This window comes from Micromonospora sp. NPDC005203, assembly GCF_042872705.1.
In the GTDB taxonomy this organism is placed as follows: Bacteria; Actinomycetota; Actinomycetes; order Mycobacteriales; family Micromonosporaceae; genus Micromonospora.
Window position 1 is genome coordinate 32,467 of record NZ_JBIAKV010000022.1, and the last position, 17,978, is coordinate 50,444.

Below are 17,978 nucleotides of genomic sequence, written 5' to 3' on the forward strand. Positions count from 1 at the left end.
CCGCCCACGTGGGCGGGTCCGCCGCCGTGCTGCGCCCGTGACGACCAGGGTAGTGCGGTCTGGTCGTTACGGCATATGCGCAGCTCAGGCGGCGTGGCGAGCGGGAAGTCAGCTGGGCTGCTTCTCCCGCTTCTCCTTGATCTTGGCCTTCTTGCCGCGCAGCTCGCGCAGGTAGTACAGCTTGGCGCGACGCACGTCACCGCGGGTCACGACCTCGATCCGGTCGATGCCCGGGCCGTTGAGCGGGTAGGTCCGCTCGACACCGACACCGAAGCTGACCTTGCGGACCGAGAAGGTCTCCCGCAGACCGTCACCCTGGCGGCGGATCACGACGCCCTGGAAGATCTGGACACGGGAGCGGTTGCCCTCGACGACGCGGGCGTGCACCTTGACGGTGTCACCGGCCCGGAAGTCGGGAAGGTCGGTCCGCTTCGACTGGGCGTCAAGGGCGTCCAGGATGTTCATCGCTGCGTCCTCGTAAGGCTCACGGCGCACCGTCACTCGGTGCGCGGGTGGGTGATTCTGATCCCCGGGTGGTGGTCGGCGGGCCGACCCCGGTCGGTGATCCTCGCAGCCGCCCGCGGGAGCGGACGGATGCGGCAACCCCCCTACTTTGCCACATCCCCCGGTGGCGACTGAAATCCGGCCCGGTCCAGGGCCGCGATGTCCCGTTTGTCGAGCCGATCGGCGGGCAGCGCGGCGAGCAGGTCCGGACGCCGGGCGGCGGTCCGCAGCAGACCCTCCTCGCGCCGCCAGCGGGCGATCTTGCCGTGGTCACCGGAGCGGAGCACCTCCGGGACGTCGTGCCCGCGCCAGCTCGGCGGCTTGGTGTAGATCGGGGCCTCCAGCAGCCCGTGCGCGTGCGACTCCTCGTCCAGCGAGCCCGCGTTGCCCAGCACCCCCGGCAACAGCCGGGTCACCGCCTCCAGCATCACCAGGACCGCGACCTCGCCGCCGAAGAGCACGTAGTCACCGAGCGACACCTCGGTGACCGGCATCCGGGTGGCGGCGTGCGCCAACACCCGCTGGTCGATGCCCTCGTACCGGCCACAGGCGAAGAGCAGATGCGACTCCGCCGCCAGTTCGTGAGCCATGGCCTGCGTGAACGGGGTACCGGCCGGCGACGGCACCAGCAGCCGTGGCGGTGGGGCGTCGACCGGCGCGAGGGCGTCCAGCGCCTCACCCCACGGCTCCGGGCGCATCACCATTCCCGGCCCGCCACCGTAGGGGGTGTCGTCGACCGTGCGGTGCACGTCGTGGGTCCAGGTCCGCAGGTCGTGCACGGCAAGCTGGAGTACGCCGTTGGCCCGCGCCCGCCCGATCAGCGACAGATCGAGCGGGGCGAAGTACTCCGGAAAGATCGACACGACGTCGACGCGCATAGGGGTGTTCCTAGAGATCGAGCAGTCCGGCCGGCGGGTCGACGATCACACGTCCACCGGCCAGGTCGACCTCCGGAACGATCGCCCGGACGAACGGGATCAACGCGGTGCGCCCCTCGGGGCGTCGCAGCACCAGCAGGTCCGAGGAGGGCGCGTGGTCGATCCGGACCACGTCGCCCAGCCGTTCGCCGGCCGGGGTCACCACGGCCAACCCGACCAACTGGTGGTCGTGGAACTCCTCCGGGTCGTCCGGCGGGTCCACATCGGCGCTGTCCACCACGAGCAGCGTCCCACGCAACGCCTCGGCGGTGTTGCGGTCCGGGATGCCCTCGAACGCGATAAGCACCCGACCCTGGTGGAAGCGGGCTTCCTCGATGGTCAGCTCCGCCGGAAGCCGGAACGGCACCCCGGGTTCGTCCGCCGTGGCGGGAGCCGGGGGTGTCGCCCCGGGTTCGGTGCGCAGCACCGAACCCGGGGCGAACCGTGCCTCGGGCTCGTCGGTCCGCACTTCCACGGTGACCTCACCGCGGACGCCGTGCGGCTTGCCGATCCTTCCGATGACGAGCTGCATCAGTACGAGTCGACGATGTCGACGCGTACTCCGCGCCCGCCGATGGAGCCGATCACCTGGCGCAGCGCCTTGGCGGTCCGGCCGGACCGCCCGATCACCGTGCCGAGGTCCTCGGGGTGCACACGGACTTCGAGCCGCTTGCCCCGACGGGAATCGACCATCCGCACCCGGACGTCGTCCGGGTGGTCGACGATGCCCTTGACCAGGTGCTCCAACGCCGGACGCAGAGGCATGTCAGGCCTGCTCACCGGCGTTGGCAGTGGCGGCGGGAGCCTCGGCCGCAGCCTCGGTCTTCGGCGCCTCGGCCGCAGCCTCGGTCTTCGGAGCCTCGGTCTTCGGCGCCTCGGCGGCAGCCTCGGTCTTCGGAGCCTCGGCGGCCTTGGCGGCCTTCTTGGCCGGCTTGGCCGGGGTCTCCGGGGCGAGCCCGGCGGCGGCCTTCGCCTCAGCCTCGTACGTCGCCTTGCGGTCGGCCCGCTCGGGGGCGACGAGCAGCGGCGGCGGGGCCGGCAGGCCCTTGTACTTCTGCCAGTCACCGGTCAGCTCCAGCAGGCGCTGCACCGCCTCGCTCGGCTGAGCGCCGACCGACAGCCAGTACTGGACCCGCTCCGACTTGACCTCGATGATCGAGGGGTCTTCCTTGGGCTGGTAAATCCCGACGAACTCGATCGCCCGGCCGTCGCGCTTGGTGCGCGAGTCGGCGATGACGATGCGGTACTGCGGGTTGCGGATCTTGCCCATCCGCAGGAGCCGGATCTTTACGGCCACAGTTGTTTCGCTCCTGTTGCGATCTCACCGGCCCGTGCGGGCGGTGTGCATGGGTGAGCGCCGACCGGACCCGTGGGGTTGGGCCGGAGACTACTCGGTGGACTAGCGACGTGCCCGGGTTAGAGGGCGCCGGACGCGCGCCGGATACCAGCGACCCATTCTGCCAGATCCGCCGCCGATCTCGCGCATCGGACCCGAACACGTCGTCAGCGGTGACGCGGGACACCCTCAGCGCACCGGCGGACGGTCCCACCCGGGCGGCAATTCGTCCGGTACGTCCCAATCGGTAGGTGGGGTGAAGTCGCACCAGGTGCCGTCGAACGGAAACGCTCCGGTCTCGGCGAGCGCGATCACCCGCTCCCCCTCGGCACGGACCGCCTTCTCGTCGGTCACCCAGTAGTCGGCACCGAAGGCAAGCCGCTCGACGAACTCGTCCTCGTCCTTCCACTGCCAACTGAGGTCCGGGTGGACGACCACGTCCAGGTCCTGGTCCACCACGTCGACACCGGCCACCGTGCCGTCGTCCCAGCGGACGCCCGGCTCCTCCAGGTTGACGTACCAGTTCAGGAAGCGCCCCTGCGCGTCGCGGAACCACCAGACGGAGTGCGCTGCCCCGGCGGGCAGGAACTTCAGCAGCGGCGGCCCGTTCCAACGGCCGTGCGCCAACCGGTACGACGACGAGACCCACTGGGCGAACGGCATCGCCCGCATCCCCAGCCCCGCCTCGGTCACCTCGTGGGCCACCGGCGAGTCCCGGGCGATCCACACCAGCAGACCACGCTCGTCGTCGCTGACCACGCGGCCCGGTCGGACCCATCCGATCCGACCGTGCCGCACGTTGCGGTGCACGATCAGCCGACCCGGCGCGAAGCGCACTGCCTTCCTACGCTCAGTAGGCGCGGGCGAGGATGGCGACCAGGTCGGGCTCGTCCTCCGAGTCCGGCACCGAACCGTCGGCGCGCAGCAGGCAGCGCACCGTGACGCCCTGCCCGTTCGCCTCGGCCTCGCCGGCCACGCCGACCGCCGACCACGGCACCCGTGCCCAGCCGGTCGCGGCGGCCTCGATCGCCTCGGCCAGGGTCGCCACCTCCACCGTGCGCGACTCGCGGTTGGCCAGAGCCTGGTCGTGCAGCACCTGCTGGTCGGTCTCCAGCGCGGCCAGCACCGCGGCGACCACGTCCGCCACCGGCGTCGGGGACTTCGAGCCGTCCGTACGACGCACCACCACCGCGTTGCCGGCGGCCAGGTCACGGGGGCCGACCTCGACGCGTACCGGATAACCACGCAGCTCGGCGTCGACGGCCCGGCGGCCGAACGGGGTGTCGGTCCGGTCGTCGAGCGCGACCCGGACACCGGCGTCGCGCAGGCCGTCGCGCAGCTTGGCCGCCGCCTCGCCGACACCGTCGCCGTCCTTGACCACCATGACGTACGCCTGGATCGGGGCCAACCTCGGCGGCACGCGCAGACCGTTGTCGTCGCCGTGCGCCATGATCAGGCCGCCGAGCATCCGGGTGGACGTGCCCCAGGAGGTGGTCCAGGCGTGTTCCCGGCCGCCCTCCTTCGAGGAGTAGCTGATGTCGAACGCCTTGGCGAAGTTCTGGCCCAGCTCGTGGCTGGTGCCCAACTGCAGCGCCTTGCCGTCGCCCATCATGCCTTCACAGGTGTACGTGGCCGTCGCGCCGGCGAACCGCTCGCGCGTCGTCTTCAGGCCCACCACGACCGGAATGCCGATCACGTTGACCATCAGATCCTCGTACGCCTCGTGCAGGATCCGCCGCGCGTAGGCCCGGGCGTCCTCGCGGGTGGCGTGCGCGGTGTGCCCCTCCTGCCAGAGGAACTCACTGGTCCGCAGGAAGATGCGTGGACGCAGCTCCCACCGGACCACGTTCGCCCACTGGTTGAGCAGCAGCGGCAGGTCCCGGTACGAGTCGATCCACTTGGCCATGAACTCGCCGATGACCGTCTCGCTGGTCGGGCGCACCACCACCGGCTCGGCGAGCGGCTTGCCGCCACCGTGGGTGACGACCGCCAGCTCCGGCGAGAAACCCTCGACGTGCTGGGCCTCCCGCTTGAGGTAGCTCTCCGGGATGAACAGCGGGAAGTACGCGTTCTCCGCACCCGCCGCCTTGATCCGGGCGTCCATCTCGAGCTGCATGCGCTCCCAGATGGCGTAGCCGGCCGGTCGGATGACCATGGTGCCGCGAACGGGGCCGTTGTCGGCCAGCTTCGCCTTGGCGATCAGGTCCTGGTACCAGCGGGGGAAATCCTCCGCACGGGGAGTGAGCACGCGTGCCATGACCGCACATCCTATGCGCCAGGCGGGACGCCACCGCGCCCGGGAGGCGTCGCACCCCCTTCTGCCCACGCCGAGGGGGTCGGCCAGACGAACCTGCACCGCGCCGGACGGGCCGGGCCACGCGGTGCGGGCCGGGCCACGCGGTGCGGGCCGGGCCACGCGGTGCGGGCCGGGCCACGCGGTGCGGGCCGGGCCACGCGGTGCGGGCCGGGCCACGCGTCCTGCGCTGAGCCTGACCCAACCGCCCGGCTCCCCGACCTCACCCGCCGTACCCCGCTCGCCGCACCTGCTGGGCCACGCCCGCACCCCCTGAGCCCAGCCCCACCCCGCAACTTCCCTGTTGCTGCTGCCTCCGGGGCACGGGAGGCAGCAACAACCCCGATGTTGCGCGGATCTTCCTCGCCAAGGGCAGGCCCGCCGCCCGCCGAGGCCACCGCCCGCCGCCCGCCCGCCGCTTGCCAGCTCGCTCGCCCGTCCAACTCGCTCGCCCGTCCAACTCGCTCGCCCCTCCAAGATCGCGCTCGATCCTGGATGTTCAACGCCGTTGCGTTGGGGCTATGGCCGACGGGTCACTCCGCTGCTGACTGTCAGGGCTTGTAGATCAAGACGCGTCGAGCAGGAGACCCACGCCGATCTTGCACTTTCTGTCGCCTATTTAAGCGGTAATGCACCCTAATGTCGGGGCAGAAAGTGCAAGATCGCGATGCAGGCTCGGTTGACGAACAGGCATCCCGCCTGACGCAACGGCGTTGTCCAGGATGTAGTGGCCTCGACGTTGTTGGACACCACTAGATCCAGGATCGAGCACGATCATGCGGGGCGACACGCCCCAGGCGGCGAGCCGCGGGAGCACGAGGACCTGGAGCGCGGGGCAACGAAGAAGCGGCACCACCACGACAGCGCGGCACCACGACAGCACGGCACCACGACAGCACGGCACCACGACAGCGCGGCACCACGACAGCGCGGCACCACGACAGCACGGCACCACGACAGCGCGGGCGCGGGCGCGGGCGCCGGATCAGCGCAACACCCGGCCGCGCAGGATCGTGCGGGATGGGGCGCGGACCACCCGTAGGTCGCGGCGGGGGTCCTCGGGATAGACGGTCAGGTCGGCGAGGCCACCCTCGACCAGGCCGGGGAAGCCGAGCCACTCCCGGGCGGCCCAGGAGGCGGCGGCCAGCACGTCGATCGGCGCCATGCCGGCTCGTTCGTGCAGCAGCATCATCTCCTCGGCGGCCAGCCCGTGGTCGATGCCGCCGCCGGCGTCGGTACCCACGTAGATCGGCACGCCCGCCTCGTACGCGGCGCGTACCACCTCGGGGAACCCGTCGCGCAGCGCGAGCATGTGGTCGGCGTACCCGGGGAACTTGCCCCCCGCCTGCTCGGCGATGCCGCCGAAGGTGGCAATGTTGATCATTGTGGGGATCAGCGCGGTGCCCTGTCGGGCCATCTCGTCGATCAGGTCGAGGCTGAGGCCGGTGCCGTGCTCCACCGAGTCCACCCCGGCACGCACCATGATCTCGACGGCCGACTCGGAGAAGGTGTGCACCGCGGCGCGTGCCCCGGCGTCGTGCGCGGCCCGCACGGCGGCGGTGAGGGTGTCCGCGTCCCAGGCCGGCGCCAGGTCACCCACGCCCCGGTCGATCCAGTCGCCGACCAGCTTGATCCAGCCGTTGCCGGCCTTCGCCTGCGCGGCCACCGTGGCGGCCACCTCGGTCGCGTCGACCTCCACACCGATGTCGCGCAGGTAGCGCTTCGGCGGGGCGACGTGCCGGCCCGCGCGGGCCAGTCGCGGCAGGTCCGGCTCGTCGTCGAGTTCGGGGTACGGGTACGGCGAGCCGGCGTCGCGGATCGCCAGCACACCGGCGTCCCGGTCGACGTGGGCCAACTCGCGGGCCTGGTCGAGGGAGGTGATCGGGGCGCCACCGCGGGCGATGCCGATGTGGCAGTGCGCGTCGACAAGCCCCGGCAGGACGAACCCGCCGTCCACGACGGTCTCCGCGCCGGGCACCGGGGTGAAGGTCACCCGGTCGCCGACCAGCCAGAGATCCTGGACCTCGTCGTCGGGGAGCAGTACGCCGCGCACATGAAGAGCCATGCGCACAGTCCTACCCGATCACTCCTCGTCGGGGGCGAGTAGGTTGTTCTTCCGGGAGGTCAGGGCCGGCAGGTCCACGGAAACCTTCCACGGCTGCTCGGTGACGAACAGGTCCTCGGTGTGCGCGACCTGCTCGTACTCCCGGTTCGACCCGAGGGAGTACTCGGTGAGCGTGACCCGTTCCTGGAACGGATCCACCACCCAGTAGGACCGGATGCCGGCGTGCGCGTAGACCTTCGCCTTGTCGTACATGTCGCGGAAGCTGGAGGTCGGCGACACGACCTCCACGGCGAGCAGGGCGTCCTCGACCGGCACGGGTGACTGGCCAGCGTGCTTGCGTCGGATCACCACCACGTCGGGGCGTGGCTCGTTGCGCCGGTCGACCCGCATCGAGAGGTCGAAACTGACCAGGTACTCCGGTGGGCAGTTGACTTCGACGGCAAGCAGCAGTCGGACACAGAAGTCTTGGTGCAGGGCAGTGGGGGACGGCACGATCAACCTTCCGTTGATCAGTTCGTACGGAAGGTCCTTCGGCAGTTCGCCGAGGTCGTCGACCGTCCACTCGTGCCGTTCGGGCAGGATCGGGGCCGCGGTCATGACATCTCCTTCCAGGGGGCGACATCACCCTAGGCAAGGATGACGTCGCCTGCCGTCACCGACACGCTCAGCGCGGGCCCTTGTCGCCGCCCTTGCCGAGCTTGTTGAAGTCGATCTTCGGGAGCTTGAAGCCGGGCGGGAGGCCCTGGCCACCGGCGAGGTCGTTCGGGTCCATCCCCGGCGGGAGCTGCGGCATGCCACCCGGGAAACCGCCCGGGAGGCCGGCACCGGCCCCGGTACGCGGACGACCGCCGCCCTTGGTGCCCTTGCGCTTGTTCTTGGGGGACTTGGTCGCCTTGCGGCGGCCACCGCCGGGCAGGCCCATCATGCCGCCCATCTGCTTCATCATCTTCTGCGCGTCGGCGAAGCGGTTGAGCAGTTGGTTGACGTCCATCACGGTGACCCCGGAGCCGTTGGCGATGCGCGCCCGGCGGGAGCCGTTGAGGATCTTCGGGTTGGTGCGCTCGCCCGGGGTCATCGACCGGATGATCGCGGTGACCCGGTCGAAGTGACTGTCGTCCAGCTCGGCGAGCTGGTCCTTCATCTGCCCCATGCCGGGCATCATCGCCAGCACGTTGGCGATCGGACCCATCCGCCGCACCGCGATGAGCTGGTCGAGGAAGTCGTCCAGGGTGAACTGCTCGCCGCCCATCAGCTTGGCGGTCATCTTCTCCTTCTGATCCGAGTCGAAGGCCTGCTCGGCCTGCTCGATCAGAGTGAGGACGTCGCCCATGCCGAGGATCCGGCTGGCCATCCGGTCGGGGTGGAAGACGTCGAAGTCCTCCAGCTTCTCACCGGTGGAGGCGAACAGGATCGGCTGCCCGGTCACCTCGCGCACCGACAGCGCGGCACCACCACGGGCGTCGCCGTCGAGCTTGGAGAGCACCACGCCGGTGATGCCGACGCCGTCGCGGAACGCCTCGGCGGTACGGACGGCGTCCTGACCGACCATCGCGTCGATGACGAAGATGACCTCGTCCGGGGAGACGGCGTCGCGGATGTCGGCGGCCTGCTGCATCATCTCGGCGTCGATGCCGAGCCGGCCGGCGGTGTCGACGATGACGATGTCGCGGGCCGCGCGCTTCGCGTGCTCGATCGACGCGCGCGCCACCTGCACCGGGTCACCGGTGCCGTTGCCTGGCTCCGGGGCGTACACCTCGACACCGGCCCGGCCACCGAGCACCTGGAGCTGCCCGACGGCGTTGGGGCGCTGGAGGTCGGCGGCGACGAGCAGCGGCTGGTGTCCCTGGGCCTTGAGCCAGCGGGCCAGCTTGCCGGCCAGGGTGGTCTTACCGGAACCCTGGAGACCGGCCAGCATGATCACGGTCGGCGGCTGCTTGGCGAACTGGAGCCGTCGGCCCTCGCCGCCGAGCACGGTGATCAGCTCTTCGTTGACGATCTTGATGATCTGCTGGGCTGGGTTGAGCGCCTCGGAGACCTCGGAGCTGCGCGCCCGCTCCTTGACGGCCGCGATGAAGCCCTTGACCACCGGCAGCGCGACGTCCGCCTCCAGCAGCGCGAGGCGGATCTCGCGCGCGGTGGCGTCGATGTCGGCGTCGGTGAGCCGTCCCTTGCCGCGGAGCTTGGTGAAGATCCCGGACAGGCGGTCACTCAAGGTGTCAAACACGCGAACATCCCGTTTGTCAGTGTTCCGGCGGGCACAACGCGGCCGGCACTGCGGAGTCCGGCCACCGCTAGGGTAGCCGCCCCACCGCAAGGCCGCTGTCGCCCGGCCCGGGCCTCACCCCGACACCAACCCCGACTGGTACGCGAACACGACGAGCTGGGCCCGGTCCCGGGCTCCCAGCTTGCCCATCGCCCGGCTGACGTGGGTACGCGCGGTCGCCGGACTGACCACCAGCCGGGCGGCGATCTCGTCGTTGTTCAATCCCTCACCGACCAGGCCGACCACCTGGCGCTCCCGGTCGGTGAGCGTGTCCAGCCGCGGGTGCGGGCGCGGCACCCGGGACGGTCGGGTGGCGAACTCCCGCACCACCCGACGGGTCACCGACGGCGAGAGCAGCGCCTCCCCCTCGGCGACCAGCCGGATCGCGCGCAGCAGCTCGGTCGGTCGGGTGTCCTTGGTGAGGAACCCGCTCGCCCCGTGCCGCAGCGCGTCGAAGACGTATTGGTCCAGCTCGAAGGTGGTCAGCACCACCACCCGCGTACCTGTCAGTTCGGGGTCCGCGACGATTCGCCGGGTCGCCTCGATGCCGTCGATGCCGGGCATCCGGATGTCCATCAGCACCACGTCCGGTCGCTCCCGGCGCGCCAGCTCGACCGCCCGCAGCCCGTCGGCCGCCTCGCCGGCCAGCGCCAGGTCGTCCTCGCTCTCCACGAGCGCGCGGAGACCGAGCCGGACCAGGTCCTGGTCGTCGGCGATCAGCACCCGGATCACGGGGTCGGCTCCGCGGGCAGCCGGGCGTACACCCGGAAGCCGCCACCGGGGTGCGGCCCGGTGGTCAACCACCCGCCGAGCGCCGCGACCCGCTCCCGCATCCCGGCCAGACCGTGCCCGCGCTCGTCGGCGGCCGGCGCTACCCCGGCACCCATCCCCCGGTCGGTGACCTCGACGGTCACCTCGTCGGCGCGGTAGTCCACCGTCACCTCCGCACTCGCCACCCCCGCATGGCGCAGCACGTTTGTCAACGCCTCCTGCACCACCCGGTACGCGGCCAGGTCCAGCGCGGCCGGCAGCTCCCGGGGGGCACCGACGACGCGTACGTCGACGGCGAGCCCGGCGCCGGCGAGCCGGTCGCGTAGTGCCGGCAGCCTGGCCAGGCCGGGTATCGGCTCGCGCTCCGCCCCCTGCCGCACCGCGCCCAGCGTGACCCGGAGCTCGTCCAGCGCCTCGCGGCTGGTCCGGCTGATCGCGGTCAACGCGGTCTCCGCCTGCCCGGGTCGTTTCGGCAGCAGGTGCAGGGCGATCTCCGCCTGCATGCTGATCGCGGCCAACCCGTGTCCCACCACGTCGTGCACCTCCTGCGCGATCCGCAACCGCTCCTCGTCGGCCCGCCGCCGGGCCTCCTCGGCGCGACCGCGGGCCTCCTCGGCCCGGCTGCGCGCCGCCACCTCGCGGTTGACCCGCACCACGACCCCCACCGCGAACGGTACGACCACCCAGGCCGACGCGGGCAGCACTCCGGTCCAGCCCGGCGCGGGCCCCCGGCCGACGAAGACGTGCGCCAGTAACGCCACGAACGCCCCACCGGTGGCGAGCGCCGCCGGTCGCACCGGCAGTCGAACGGTCACGGTGTACACCGCCACCAGGAACGTGAGCAGGATCGGCCCGTACGGATAGCCGAGTACCAGGTACGTCGCGGTTGCCGCGCTGACCAGGGCGAGGGTGGCGACCGGGGCGCGCCGCCGGGCCAGCAGGGCGAGCGCGGCGACCACGATCAGCACCCGGCAGACGGCGTCGATGGGCCTCGCCCCGGGCTGGTTGTCTCCGGCCAGATCGGTGGCGAGCAGCCCGAACCCGAGCAGCGCCAGAGCAAGCACGACATCCGCCGCCTCGCCTCGCCCCGCCCACTGCCCGCCTCGTCGCATGGCCGTCATTCTGCCCGCGCCGACGCCGCTCAAGGTGCGCCCAGGAGCGACACCGCCCCTACGCCCCCAAACGTACCCACCCACCCACCCCACCCCACCCCACCCCACCCCACCCCACCCCGCGATCTTGCACTTTGTGTCGCCGTAATGCGCTTTCTGCGAAGTATGCGGGGACAGGAAGTGCAAGATCGCGGGAGTGAGGGCTAGACCGCGGCGAGGACCGCCTGCTCCAGGCGTGCCCGGGCCTCGTCGTCCGGCCAACCGCCGACCAGGTAGAAGGCGTCCACCACGTCGGCGCCTAGAGTGGAGATGCGTGCCGCGCGGACCAGGGCGCCCGCCTCGTCGAGGGCGCAGGTGACCCGGTAGAGCAGGCCGGCCGCGTCGGCCGCGCGTAGCTCCAGCAGCACGGCGTCGGTGGCCGCCTCGCGGTGCCAGACAACGCGGGGAGCGGCGCCGCTGCCACGGGCGGCGAGCGCACGGCCGCGCAGTCGCTGGGTGACCGACACGTCACCGCCGACCGCCCGGCGCAGGTCGGCACGGAGCGGCACCGGATCCGGCGCCAGGCCGTAGCGGGGCTGCACCCGGCACTCGACCAGAGCCCGGCCGTCGACCACTGACGCGTCCGCGGAGATCACTTCCAGCCGGTGCAGGGCCAGGCAGCCGGCAACCGTGGCGAGCAGGCCCCGCCGGTCGGCTGCGGCGACCGACACCCGGTCCCCGGTCAGGTGGACGACCGGCAGTGGCCCGGCCAGCAGGGCCGGATCGGGTGCCGGCGGCTCGGGCAGTACGCCGGTGTCGAGTGCGATGCGGACCCGGGCGACCAGCTCGGCGACGAGTCGACCCTTCCAGTCCGACCAGGCCGCCGGCCCGGTCGCCGCCGCGTCGGCCCGGACCAGTGCGTGCAGCAGGTCGAGGGTGCCGGTGTCACCGACCGCCTCGGCCACCGAGGCGATGGTGACCGGGTCGGACAGGTCCCGGCGGGTGGCCACGTCGGGCAGCAGCAGGTGCAGACGGACAAGCGTGCCGATCAGCTCGACCTCGCCGGGGGGCAGACCGATCCGGGCCGCCGCCGCCTGGGCCACCGGCACCCCGACGGTGCTGTGATCACCGGGAAGGCCCTTGCCGATGTCGTGCAGGAGAGCACCGAGGAGCAGCAGGTCGGGGCGCTCCACCTCGCGGGCGTGCCGACTGGCCTCGTGCGCGGTCTGCACGAGGTGCCGGTCGAGGGTGTAGCGGTGCACCGGGTTGTGCTGGGGCAGGCTGCGCAGTCGGGTCCACTCGGGCAGCCAGCCGTCGACCAGGCCGTACCGGTCGCAGGTCTCCCAGGCGGGCACCAAGCCGGGACCGGCGCCGAGCAGGGTGGTCAGCGCGGCCCGGGCCTCGGCCGGCCAGGGCGCGGGCAGCGGCGGGCAGTACGCCGCCAGCCACTCACAGGTGGCCCGTGCGATCGGCAGGCGGGTCGTGGCCGCCGCGGCGGCCACCCGCAGCGAGAGGCTCGGGTCGGGGCGTGCGCCGATCGCCGTCCGGGCCAGCACCAACTCACCGTCGTGCTCGACCACGTCACGGGCCACCGGGCGACGCGCCGAGCGGCCGTTGCCGCCTCGGGACCGGCCGGAGCGCAGTCGGTCGGCGGCGCGGAAGGCGTCATCCAGAGCGTGGCTGACCGTGCGGGCGTCACCGGCGACCCGGCGCAGGAGGGCGTCGCGGTCGTCCACGACGGCTCCCGGCCGCCGCGCGGCGTCAGACGCGCCGGGCTGGAGTTGTCGCAGACCGAGCAGGGCGGCCACCCCGTCACGTTCCTGGGCGACCAACCGGTCGACCCGGCGGCCGACCTGCTGGTGCAGGGCGTCCCGGGTGTCCAGCAGGCGAAGGTGGGCGGCACGCACGGCGGGACGCAGCGCGTCGGTGATGCCGGCTGCGGAGATCGCCCGCAGCAGCCCCACGTCGCGCAGTCCCCCGGCGGCCTCCTTGAGGTCGCCCTCCAGCAGGAACGCCAGCTCACCGTGGGCCTGCCAGCGCGCGGTGGTGACCTCCCGCAGGCCGGGCAGGTGTCGTACGGCGGTGCGCCGCCAATGATCGGCGGCGGTGCGGCTCAGCGCGTCGGCAAGCGTCTGGTCACCCACCACCAGGCGGGCGTCGAGCAGCCCGAGGGCGACCTTGACGTCGTCCTGGGCAACCGAGAGCGCCTCGGCGACGGTGCGTACCGAATGGTCGAGTCGCAGGCCCGCGTCCCAGATCGGGTACCAGATCGAGGCCGCCAACTCGTTCGTGCCGGGCACCCCGGCGTGCAGTAACACCAGGTCGAGGTCGCTGTACGGGGCGCACTCGCGTCGGCCCAACCCCCCGACCGCCAGCAGTGCCACTCCGTCCTGCGCCGGCAGCAGTCCGCGCAGAAAGGTGTCGTACGAGGCCGCCCGGGCCAGCCGGGCGGCCTCGCCGATCCCCCCCGGAACGCCGACGACCTCGTTGATCAAGGGGTTCGCGCCACCGTCATCGGTGTTGCCTGACGCGTCCTTCTTGATCAACGAGGTCATGTCGGTCGTGGTCTCCAGATCAGAGTGCGTCGAGGCCGCGTTCGCCGGTACGCACCCGGACGACCTCTTCGACACCGGTGACCCAGACCTTGCCGTCACCGATCTTGCCCGTGCGGGCCGCGCCGACGATGGCGTCGACCACCTTGTCCACGTCGATCTCGTCGGTGAGCACCTCTACCCGGATCTTGGGCAGGAACTCGACCGTGTACTCGGCACCCCGGTAGACCTCGGTGTGCCCCTTCTGCCGCCCGTACCCCTGAACCTCGCTGACGGTCAGCCCGGCCACCCCGAGGGCGTGCAGGGCCTCCTTCACCGCGTCCAGTTGGTACGGCTTGATGACCGCGGTCACCAGCTTCATGTCCAACCCCTCCATCCCTGGAACGTTAACCGGCGACCTTTTCGCTTACCGGCTCGGCGGGCTCCGCCTCCGGCTTGGCGCCACTCGTCGTGCCGCCGGGGGTGCCGATGCCGGCCATCGCGAACGCGCTGCCCGTGCCGCCACCGGCCGGGGACAGGTCGTAGCTGCTCTCGGCGTGCTCACCGATGTCGATGCCCTCGACCTCGGCCTCGGCCTTCACCCGGAACCCGATCGTCTTCTCGATGACGAAGGCGAGCACCCAGGCGATGCCGAACGACCAGGCGGTGACGATCAGGCCGGCGAGGGCCTGCCGTCCGAGCTGGGTGACGCCGCCGCCGTAGAAGAGGCCGTCGGAGGCGCCCACCACGTCGGTGATCGCGGCGTTCACCGAGTTGGTGGCGAAGAGACCGAGCCAGAGCGAGCCGATCCAACCACCGACGAAGTGCACGCCGACCACGTCGAGCGAGTCGTCGTAGCCGAGCTTGTACTTGAGGCTGACGGCGAGAGCGCACACCACGCCGGCGACGATGCCGAGCAGGACGGACGCCCACGGTGCGATGAAACCACACGCCGGGGTGATGGCGACCAGACCGGCGACGGCGCCGGACGAGGCACCGACCATCGTCGGCTTGCGGTCCTTGACCCACTCGACCGCGATCCAGCCGAGCACCGCAGCCGCCGTGGCGAGTTGGGTGTTGATGAAGGCGAGGCCGGCGACCGAGTCGACGGTCAACTCCGAACCGGCGTTGAACCCGAACCAACCGAACCACAGCAGACCCGCACCGAGCGCGACGAGCGGGATGTTGTGCGGCTTCATGCCCTCGCGCGGCCAACCGAGCCGCTTACCGAGCACCAGCGCCACGGCCAGGGCCGCCGCACCGGCGTTGATGTGCACCGCGGTGCCACCGGCGAAGTCCAGCGCGTGGATGTCACCGCCGATGATGCCGCCGCCCCACACCCAGTGCGCGACCGGGAAGTAGACGAGCGTGGCCCACCCGAAGGCGAACAGCAGCCAGCCGGCGAACTTGGCCCGGTCGGCGATGGCACCACTGATCAGCGCGACGGTGATCACCGCGAAGACCATCTGGAAGGCCATGAACACGTAGAGCGGGACCCCGATGCCGCTGGGGTTCTCCGCCGTGGCGCCCCACAGGTCGGTCTCGGCGAGGAACGTCTTGGTGCCGAGGTACGCGCCCGGGTCGCCCCAGAAGCCGTTCACGTCGGCCCCGAAGGCGACGCTGAAACCGTAGAACCACCACAGAATAGAGATGAGCCCGATGGCGGAGAAGCTCATCATCATCATGTTGAGTACGCCCTTGGCCCGGTTGAGGCCGCCGTAGAACAGCGCCAATCCGGGGGTCATGAGCAGCACGAGCGCGGTCGAAACCAGCAGCCACGTGGTATTGGCGCCGTCGATCGTCGGTGCTTCAGGCACGCTGGCCTCCTAAAGGTGAAGTCCTCCTTCGCGGCTTTCCGGGGCAGCGTCGCCCGTAGGCCGGTTGCGCGGAAGCTTCGCGGCCGGCTGTTTCACACACGGTCCCGTGCGGGTTTCCGGTTCGTGACGGGTTGTTTCGTACGTGTCACGAAGTCCGCACAGTCATCGGCATGGACAATGGTGGATCGTTCGGACGGCGCACGTCGATGGCTGACCGGCCAGGCGCATCGACCGGTCCGCTTGACGGGACCGGCCGAGCATCGACCGGTTCGCGCTCAGCGGAGGGCGTTCTCCAGGGCGTGCCGCTCGTAGTCGAGCAGCCGCAGATCCCGCATCGGCCGGCGCAGGTGGCCCTTGTGCACGATCCGGACGAACGCCGGCTCGCCGGCGGCGGCCATCCGGCGGATCCCCTCGACGTGGTCCACGATCCGTTTACGGATGGTCCGGATCAGCCGGTGCCGGTCGCGCGGGATCAACCCGTAGGCGTCGGCGAAGAGCCGCAGCCGGCGCGGCCGGTCCGGGTGCTTCCAGCCCAGGGTGATCGAGTCCCGGTCCGCGAAGATCGGCACCCAGGTCCAGGCCGCGTACGCCACGTCGTAGATCCGCGCCCCCGGCGAGGCGAGGTCGAAGTCGATCAACCCGAGGGTGCCGTCCGGCCGCCAGATCACGTTGTGCGGCGCTGCGTCGTGGTGGCAGATCACCTCGGTGTCCGGCGGTGGCGGCCCGAACGAGCGCCAGACCGCCTGCGGCGGCGGAATGAACCCGTACTGCGCGTCGTGGAACATCCGCAGCATGGTGGCGACGGTGACCAGCGCCTCGTCGGTCACCCAGTGCGGGGCGAGCGGATATTCGCCGCACTCCCCCTCCAGGTATGACAAAACCTCACGGTTGCGCTCGTCCATCCCGAGCGCCCGGGGGGCGCCGGTGAAGCCCACGTACTCCAGGTGGCGTAGCAGGGCGTGCACGGACGGTGTCCACGGCCCGGCGTTGCGGCGGACCGTGTCACCGACGCGGACGACGGTGCTGACGTTGCCGCCGTGCAGCGGGATCTCCTGCGAAGTCACGTACGGTCTCCCGAGGCGCTGCGAGGGGTGGGCGGGCTCGCGCCAGCCCGCGTACGCGCGATCGTCGGTGGTCACCCGAGACTACGCGTCCCGTCCGGTGGCCTCGGTCCCCAGCAACGCGTCCACGAACTGCGCCGGGTCGAACGGGGCCAGGTCGTCCTTGCCTTCGCCGAGGCCGACCAGCTTCACGGGGATGCCGAGCTTGCGCTGCACGGCGATCACGATGCCACCCTTGGCGGTGCCGTCGAGCTTGGTCAGCACCACCCCGGTCACGTTGACCACCTCGGTGAAGACCCGGGCCTGCTCCAGGCCGTTCTGGCCGGTCGTGGCGTCCAGGATGAGCAGTGTCTCGTCGATCGGGCCCTGCTTCTCCACCACGCGCTTGACCTTGCCCAGCTCGTCCATCAGGCCGACCTTGTTCTGCAGGCGGCCGGCGGTGTCGATGAGCACGGTGTCCACGCCGGTGTCGATGCCGCGCTTGACCGCGTCGAAGGCGACGCTTGCCGGGTCGGCGGCCTCGGGCCCACGGACGGTCTCCGCGCCGACCCGCGAGCCCCAGGTCTCCAGTTGGTCGGCGGCGGCGGCCCGGAAGGTGTCCGCGGCGCCGAGCAGCACGGTCCGGCCGTCGGCCACCAGCACCCGGGCGATCTTGCCGCAGGTGGTGGTCTTGCCGGCGCCGTTGACGCCGACGACCAGGACCACGGCCGGTACGCCGTCCTTCGGGGCGGTCCGCAGCGACCGGTCCAGGCTCGGGTCGAGCGCGTTCACCAGTTCGGCGGCGAGCAGCGCGCGCAGCTCGGAGGCCGAACGGGTGCCGAGCACCCGGGTGCGCTCGCGGAGCCGGTCGACGATGTCGCGGGTGGCGTCGACGCCGACGTCGGCGGTGATCAGGCTGTCCTCGATCTCCTCCCAGACGTCCTCGTCGAGGTGGTCGCGGGCGAGCAGGCCGAGCAGCCCCTTGCCGAAGACGTTCTGCGAGCGGGACAGCCGCGAGCGCAGCCGGACCAGCCGTCCGGCGGTCGGCTCGGGCACCTCGACCTGTGGTTCGAGCACCGGCGGCGGCTCGACCAGGACGCCGGTGGACAGATCGGACTCCGGTGCCTCCACCGGCGGGCCGGCGAGATCCTCCTCGGCCCGGGTGTCGACCTCGGTGCGGGGAAGCGGGGGCTCGGGCCGCCGCCGCAGTCGCGGCACGACCAGCCCTACTGTGCCGGCGATCAGCACACCGAGCAGGACCAGAGCGAGGACGAGATATTCGGCCATGCCGGAATCCTGTCAGATGGCGACGACGGCGTCCCAGCCACCGCACCCCCGAGCGGGCCGGGA

At 71.5% G+C, this 17,978-nt stretch carries 17 protein-coding genes; all 17 read right to left on the reverse strand.

Features of this window, described 5'->3' with window-relative positions:
- Positions 1–108 precede the first annotated feature (108 nt).
- Positions 109–465, reverse strand: a complete 357-nt coding sequence (gene rplS, locus ACFYPM_RS30570; protein ID WP_030335223.1) for a 50S ribosomal protein L19 — start codon at positions 463–465, stop codon at positions 109–111.
- A 143-nt stretch (positions 466–608) separates the two neighbouring features.
- The gene (trmD, locus tag ACFYPM_RS30575) at positions 609–1,382 is read right to left on the reverse strand and encodes a tRNA (guanosine(37)-N1)-methyltransferase TrmD (RefSeq protein WP_387204350.1); all 774 of its coding nucleotides are present in this window, start codon (positions 1,380–1,382) and stop codon (positions 609–611) included.
- Between the two features lie 10 nt (positions 1,383–1,392).
- Positions 1,393–1,953 carry a ribosome maturation factor RimM gene (gene rimM, locus ACFYPM_RS30580; protein WP_387204353.1) on the reverse strand — a complete coding sequence of 187 codons (561 nt, stop codon included), beginning with the start codon at positions 1,951–1,953 and terminating at the stop codon, positions 1,393–1,395.
- Positions 1,953–2,213, reverse strand: a complete 261-nt coding sequence (locus ACFYPM_RS30585; RefSeq protein WP_172862164.1) for an RNA-binding protein — start codon at positions 2,211–2,213, stop codon at positions 1,953–1,955. The genes rimM and ACFYPM_RS30585 overlap by 1 nt, the downstream gene beginning before the upstream one ends.
- Positions 2,188–2,718 carry a 30S ribosomal protein S16 gene (gene rpsP, locus ACFYPM_RS30590; RefSeq protein ID WP_387204355.1) on the reverse strand — a complete coding sequence of 177 codons (531 nt, stop codon included), beginning with the start codon at positions 2,716–2,718 and terminating at the stop codon, positions 2,188–2,190. Before rpsP ends, ACFYPM_RS30585 begins: the two co-directional genes overlap by 26 nt.
- Positions 2,719–2,946: 228 nt before the next feature.
- Positions 2,947–3,594 (reverse strand): DUF402 domain-containing protein, encoded by a 648-nt coding sequence (locus ACFYPM_RS30595; protein ID WP_387204358.1) that lies wholly within the window; start codon positions 3,592–3,594, stop codon positions 2,947–2,949.
- A gap of 13 nt (positions 3,595–3,607) precedes the next feature.
- Positions 3,608–5,014: a proline--tRNA ligase gene (gene proS / locus ACFYPM_RS30600; RefSeq protein ID WP_387204361.1), complete on the reverse strand. Its 1,407-nt coding sequence runs from the start codon at positions 5,012–5,014 to the stop codon at positions 3,608–3,610.
- 1,021 nt (positions 5,015–6,035) lie between these two features.
- Positions 6,036–7,115: an amidohydrolase family protein gene (locus ACFYPM_RS30605; protein WP_387204364.1), complete on the reverse strand. Its 1,080-nt coding sequence runs from the start codon at positions 7,113–7,115 to the stop codon at positions 6,036–6,038.
- Positions 7,116–7,133: 18 nt separating this feature from the next.
- The gene (locus ACFYPM_RS30610; protein ID WP_387204367.1) at positions 7,134–7,712 is read right to left on the reverse strand and encodes a Uma2 family endonuclease; all 579 of its coding nucleotides are present in this window, start codon (positions 7,710–7,712) and stop codon (positions 7,134–7,136) included.
- A 67-nt stretch (positions 7,713–7,779) separates the two neighbouring features.
- Positions 7,780–9,339, reverse strand: coding sequence for a signal recognition particle protein (gene ffh / locus ACFYPM_RS30615; RefSeq protein ID WP_387204370.1), 1,560 nt, complete (start codon positions 9,337–9,339; stop codon positions 7,780–7,782).
- A 114-nt stretch (positions 9,340–9,453) separates the two neighbouring features.
- Positions 9,454–10,110 (reverse strand): response regulator, encoded by a 657-nt coding sequence (locus tag ACFYPM_RS30620; protein ID WP_387204373.1) that lies wholly within the window; start codon positions 10,108–10,110, stop codon positions 9,454–9,456.
- Entirely contained in the window at positions 10,107–11,261 is a 1,155-nt protein-coding gene (locus ACFYPM_RS30625) for a sensor histidine kinase (RefSeq protein WP_387204376.1), read from the reverse strand. Before ACFYPM_RS30625 ends, ACFYPM_RS30620 begins: the two co-directional genes overlap by 4 nt.
- A 203-nt stretch (positions 11,262–11,464) precedes the next feature.
- Entirely contained in the window at positions 11,465–13,795 is a 2,331-nt protein-coding gene (locus tag ACFYPM_RS30630; RefSeq protein ID WP_387204378.1) for a [protein-PII] uridylyltransferase, read from the reverse strand.
- A 19-nt stretch (positions 13,796–13,814) separates the two neighbouring features.
- Positions 13,815–14,153, reverse strand: a complete 339-nt coding sequence (locus tag ACFYPM_RS30635) for a P-II family nitrogen regulator (protein WP_172862163.1) — start codon at positions 14,151–14,153, stop codon at positions 13,815–13,817.
- Positions 14,154–14,178: 25 nt separating this feature from the next.
- Complete coding sequence (locus ACFYPM_RS30640) at positions 14,179–15,588, reverse strand: ammonium transporter (protein ID WP_387204381.1); 1,410 nt, start codon at positions 15,586–15,588, stop codon at positions 14,179–14,181.
- Between the two features lie 275 nt (positions 15,589–15,863).
- Entirely contained in the window at positions 15,864–16,727 is an 864-nt protein-coding gene (locus ACFYPM_RS30645) for an aminoglycoside phosphotransferase family protein (RefSeq protein ID WP_387204384.1), read from the reverse strand.
- 6 nt (positions 16,728–16,733) lie between these two features.
- On the reverse strand, positions 16,734–17,915 hold the full coding sequence (gene ftsY / locus ACFYPM_RS30650; protein WP_387204387.1) for a signal recognition particle-docking protein FtsY: 1,182 nt from the start codon (positions 17,913–17,915) through the stop codon (positions 16,734–16,736).
- Positions 17,916–17,978 lie beyond the last annotated feature (63 nt).

Excerpts from the sequence above, each read along its gene's own strand:
- ACFYPM_RS30605 (WP_387204364.1), bottom strand. The coding sequence starts at position 7,115 with ATGGCTCTTCATGTGCGCGGCGTACTGCTCCCCGACGACGAGGTCCAG.
- ACFYPM_RS30630 (WP_387204378.1), bottom strand. The coding sequence starts at position 13,795 with ATGACCTCGTTGATCAAGAAGGACGCGTCAGGCAACACCGATGACGGT.
- ACFYPM_RS30610 (WP_387204367.1), bottom strand. The coding sequence starts at position 7,712 with ATGACCGCGGCCCCGATCCTGCCCGAACGGCACGAGTGGACGGTCGAC.
- ACFYPM_RS30635 (WP_172862163.1), bottom strand. The coding sequence starts at position 14,153 with ATGAAGCTGGTGACCGCGGTCATCAAGCCGTACCAACTGGACGCGGTG.
- rimM (WP_387204353.1), bottom strand. The coding sequence starts at position 1,953 with ATGCAGCTCGTCATCGGAAGGATCGGCAAGCCGCACGGCGTCCGCGGT.
- rplS (WP_030335223.1), bottom strand. The coding sequence starts at position 465 with ATGAACATCCTGGACGCCCTTGACGCCCAGTCGAAGCGGACCGACCTT.
- trmD (WP_387204350.1), bottom strand. The coding sequence starts at position 1,382 with ATGCGCGTCGACGTCGTGTCGATCTTTCCGGAGTACTTCGCCCCGCTC.
- ACFYPM_RS30625 (WP_387204376.1), bottom strand. The coding sequence starts at position 11,261 with ATGCGACGAGGCGGGCAGTGGGCGGGGCGAGGCGAGGCGGCGGATGTC.
- proS (WP_387204361.1), bottom strand. The coding sequence starts at position 5,014 with ATGGCACGCGTGCTCACTCCCCGTGCGGAGGATTTCCCCCGCTGGTAC.
- ftsY (WP_387204387.1), bottom strand. The coding sequence starts at position 17,915 with ATGGCCGAATATCTCGTCCTCGCTCTGGTCCTGCTCGGTGTGCTGATC.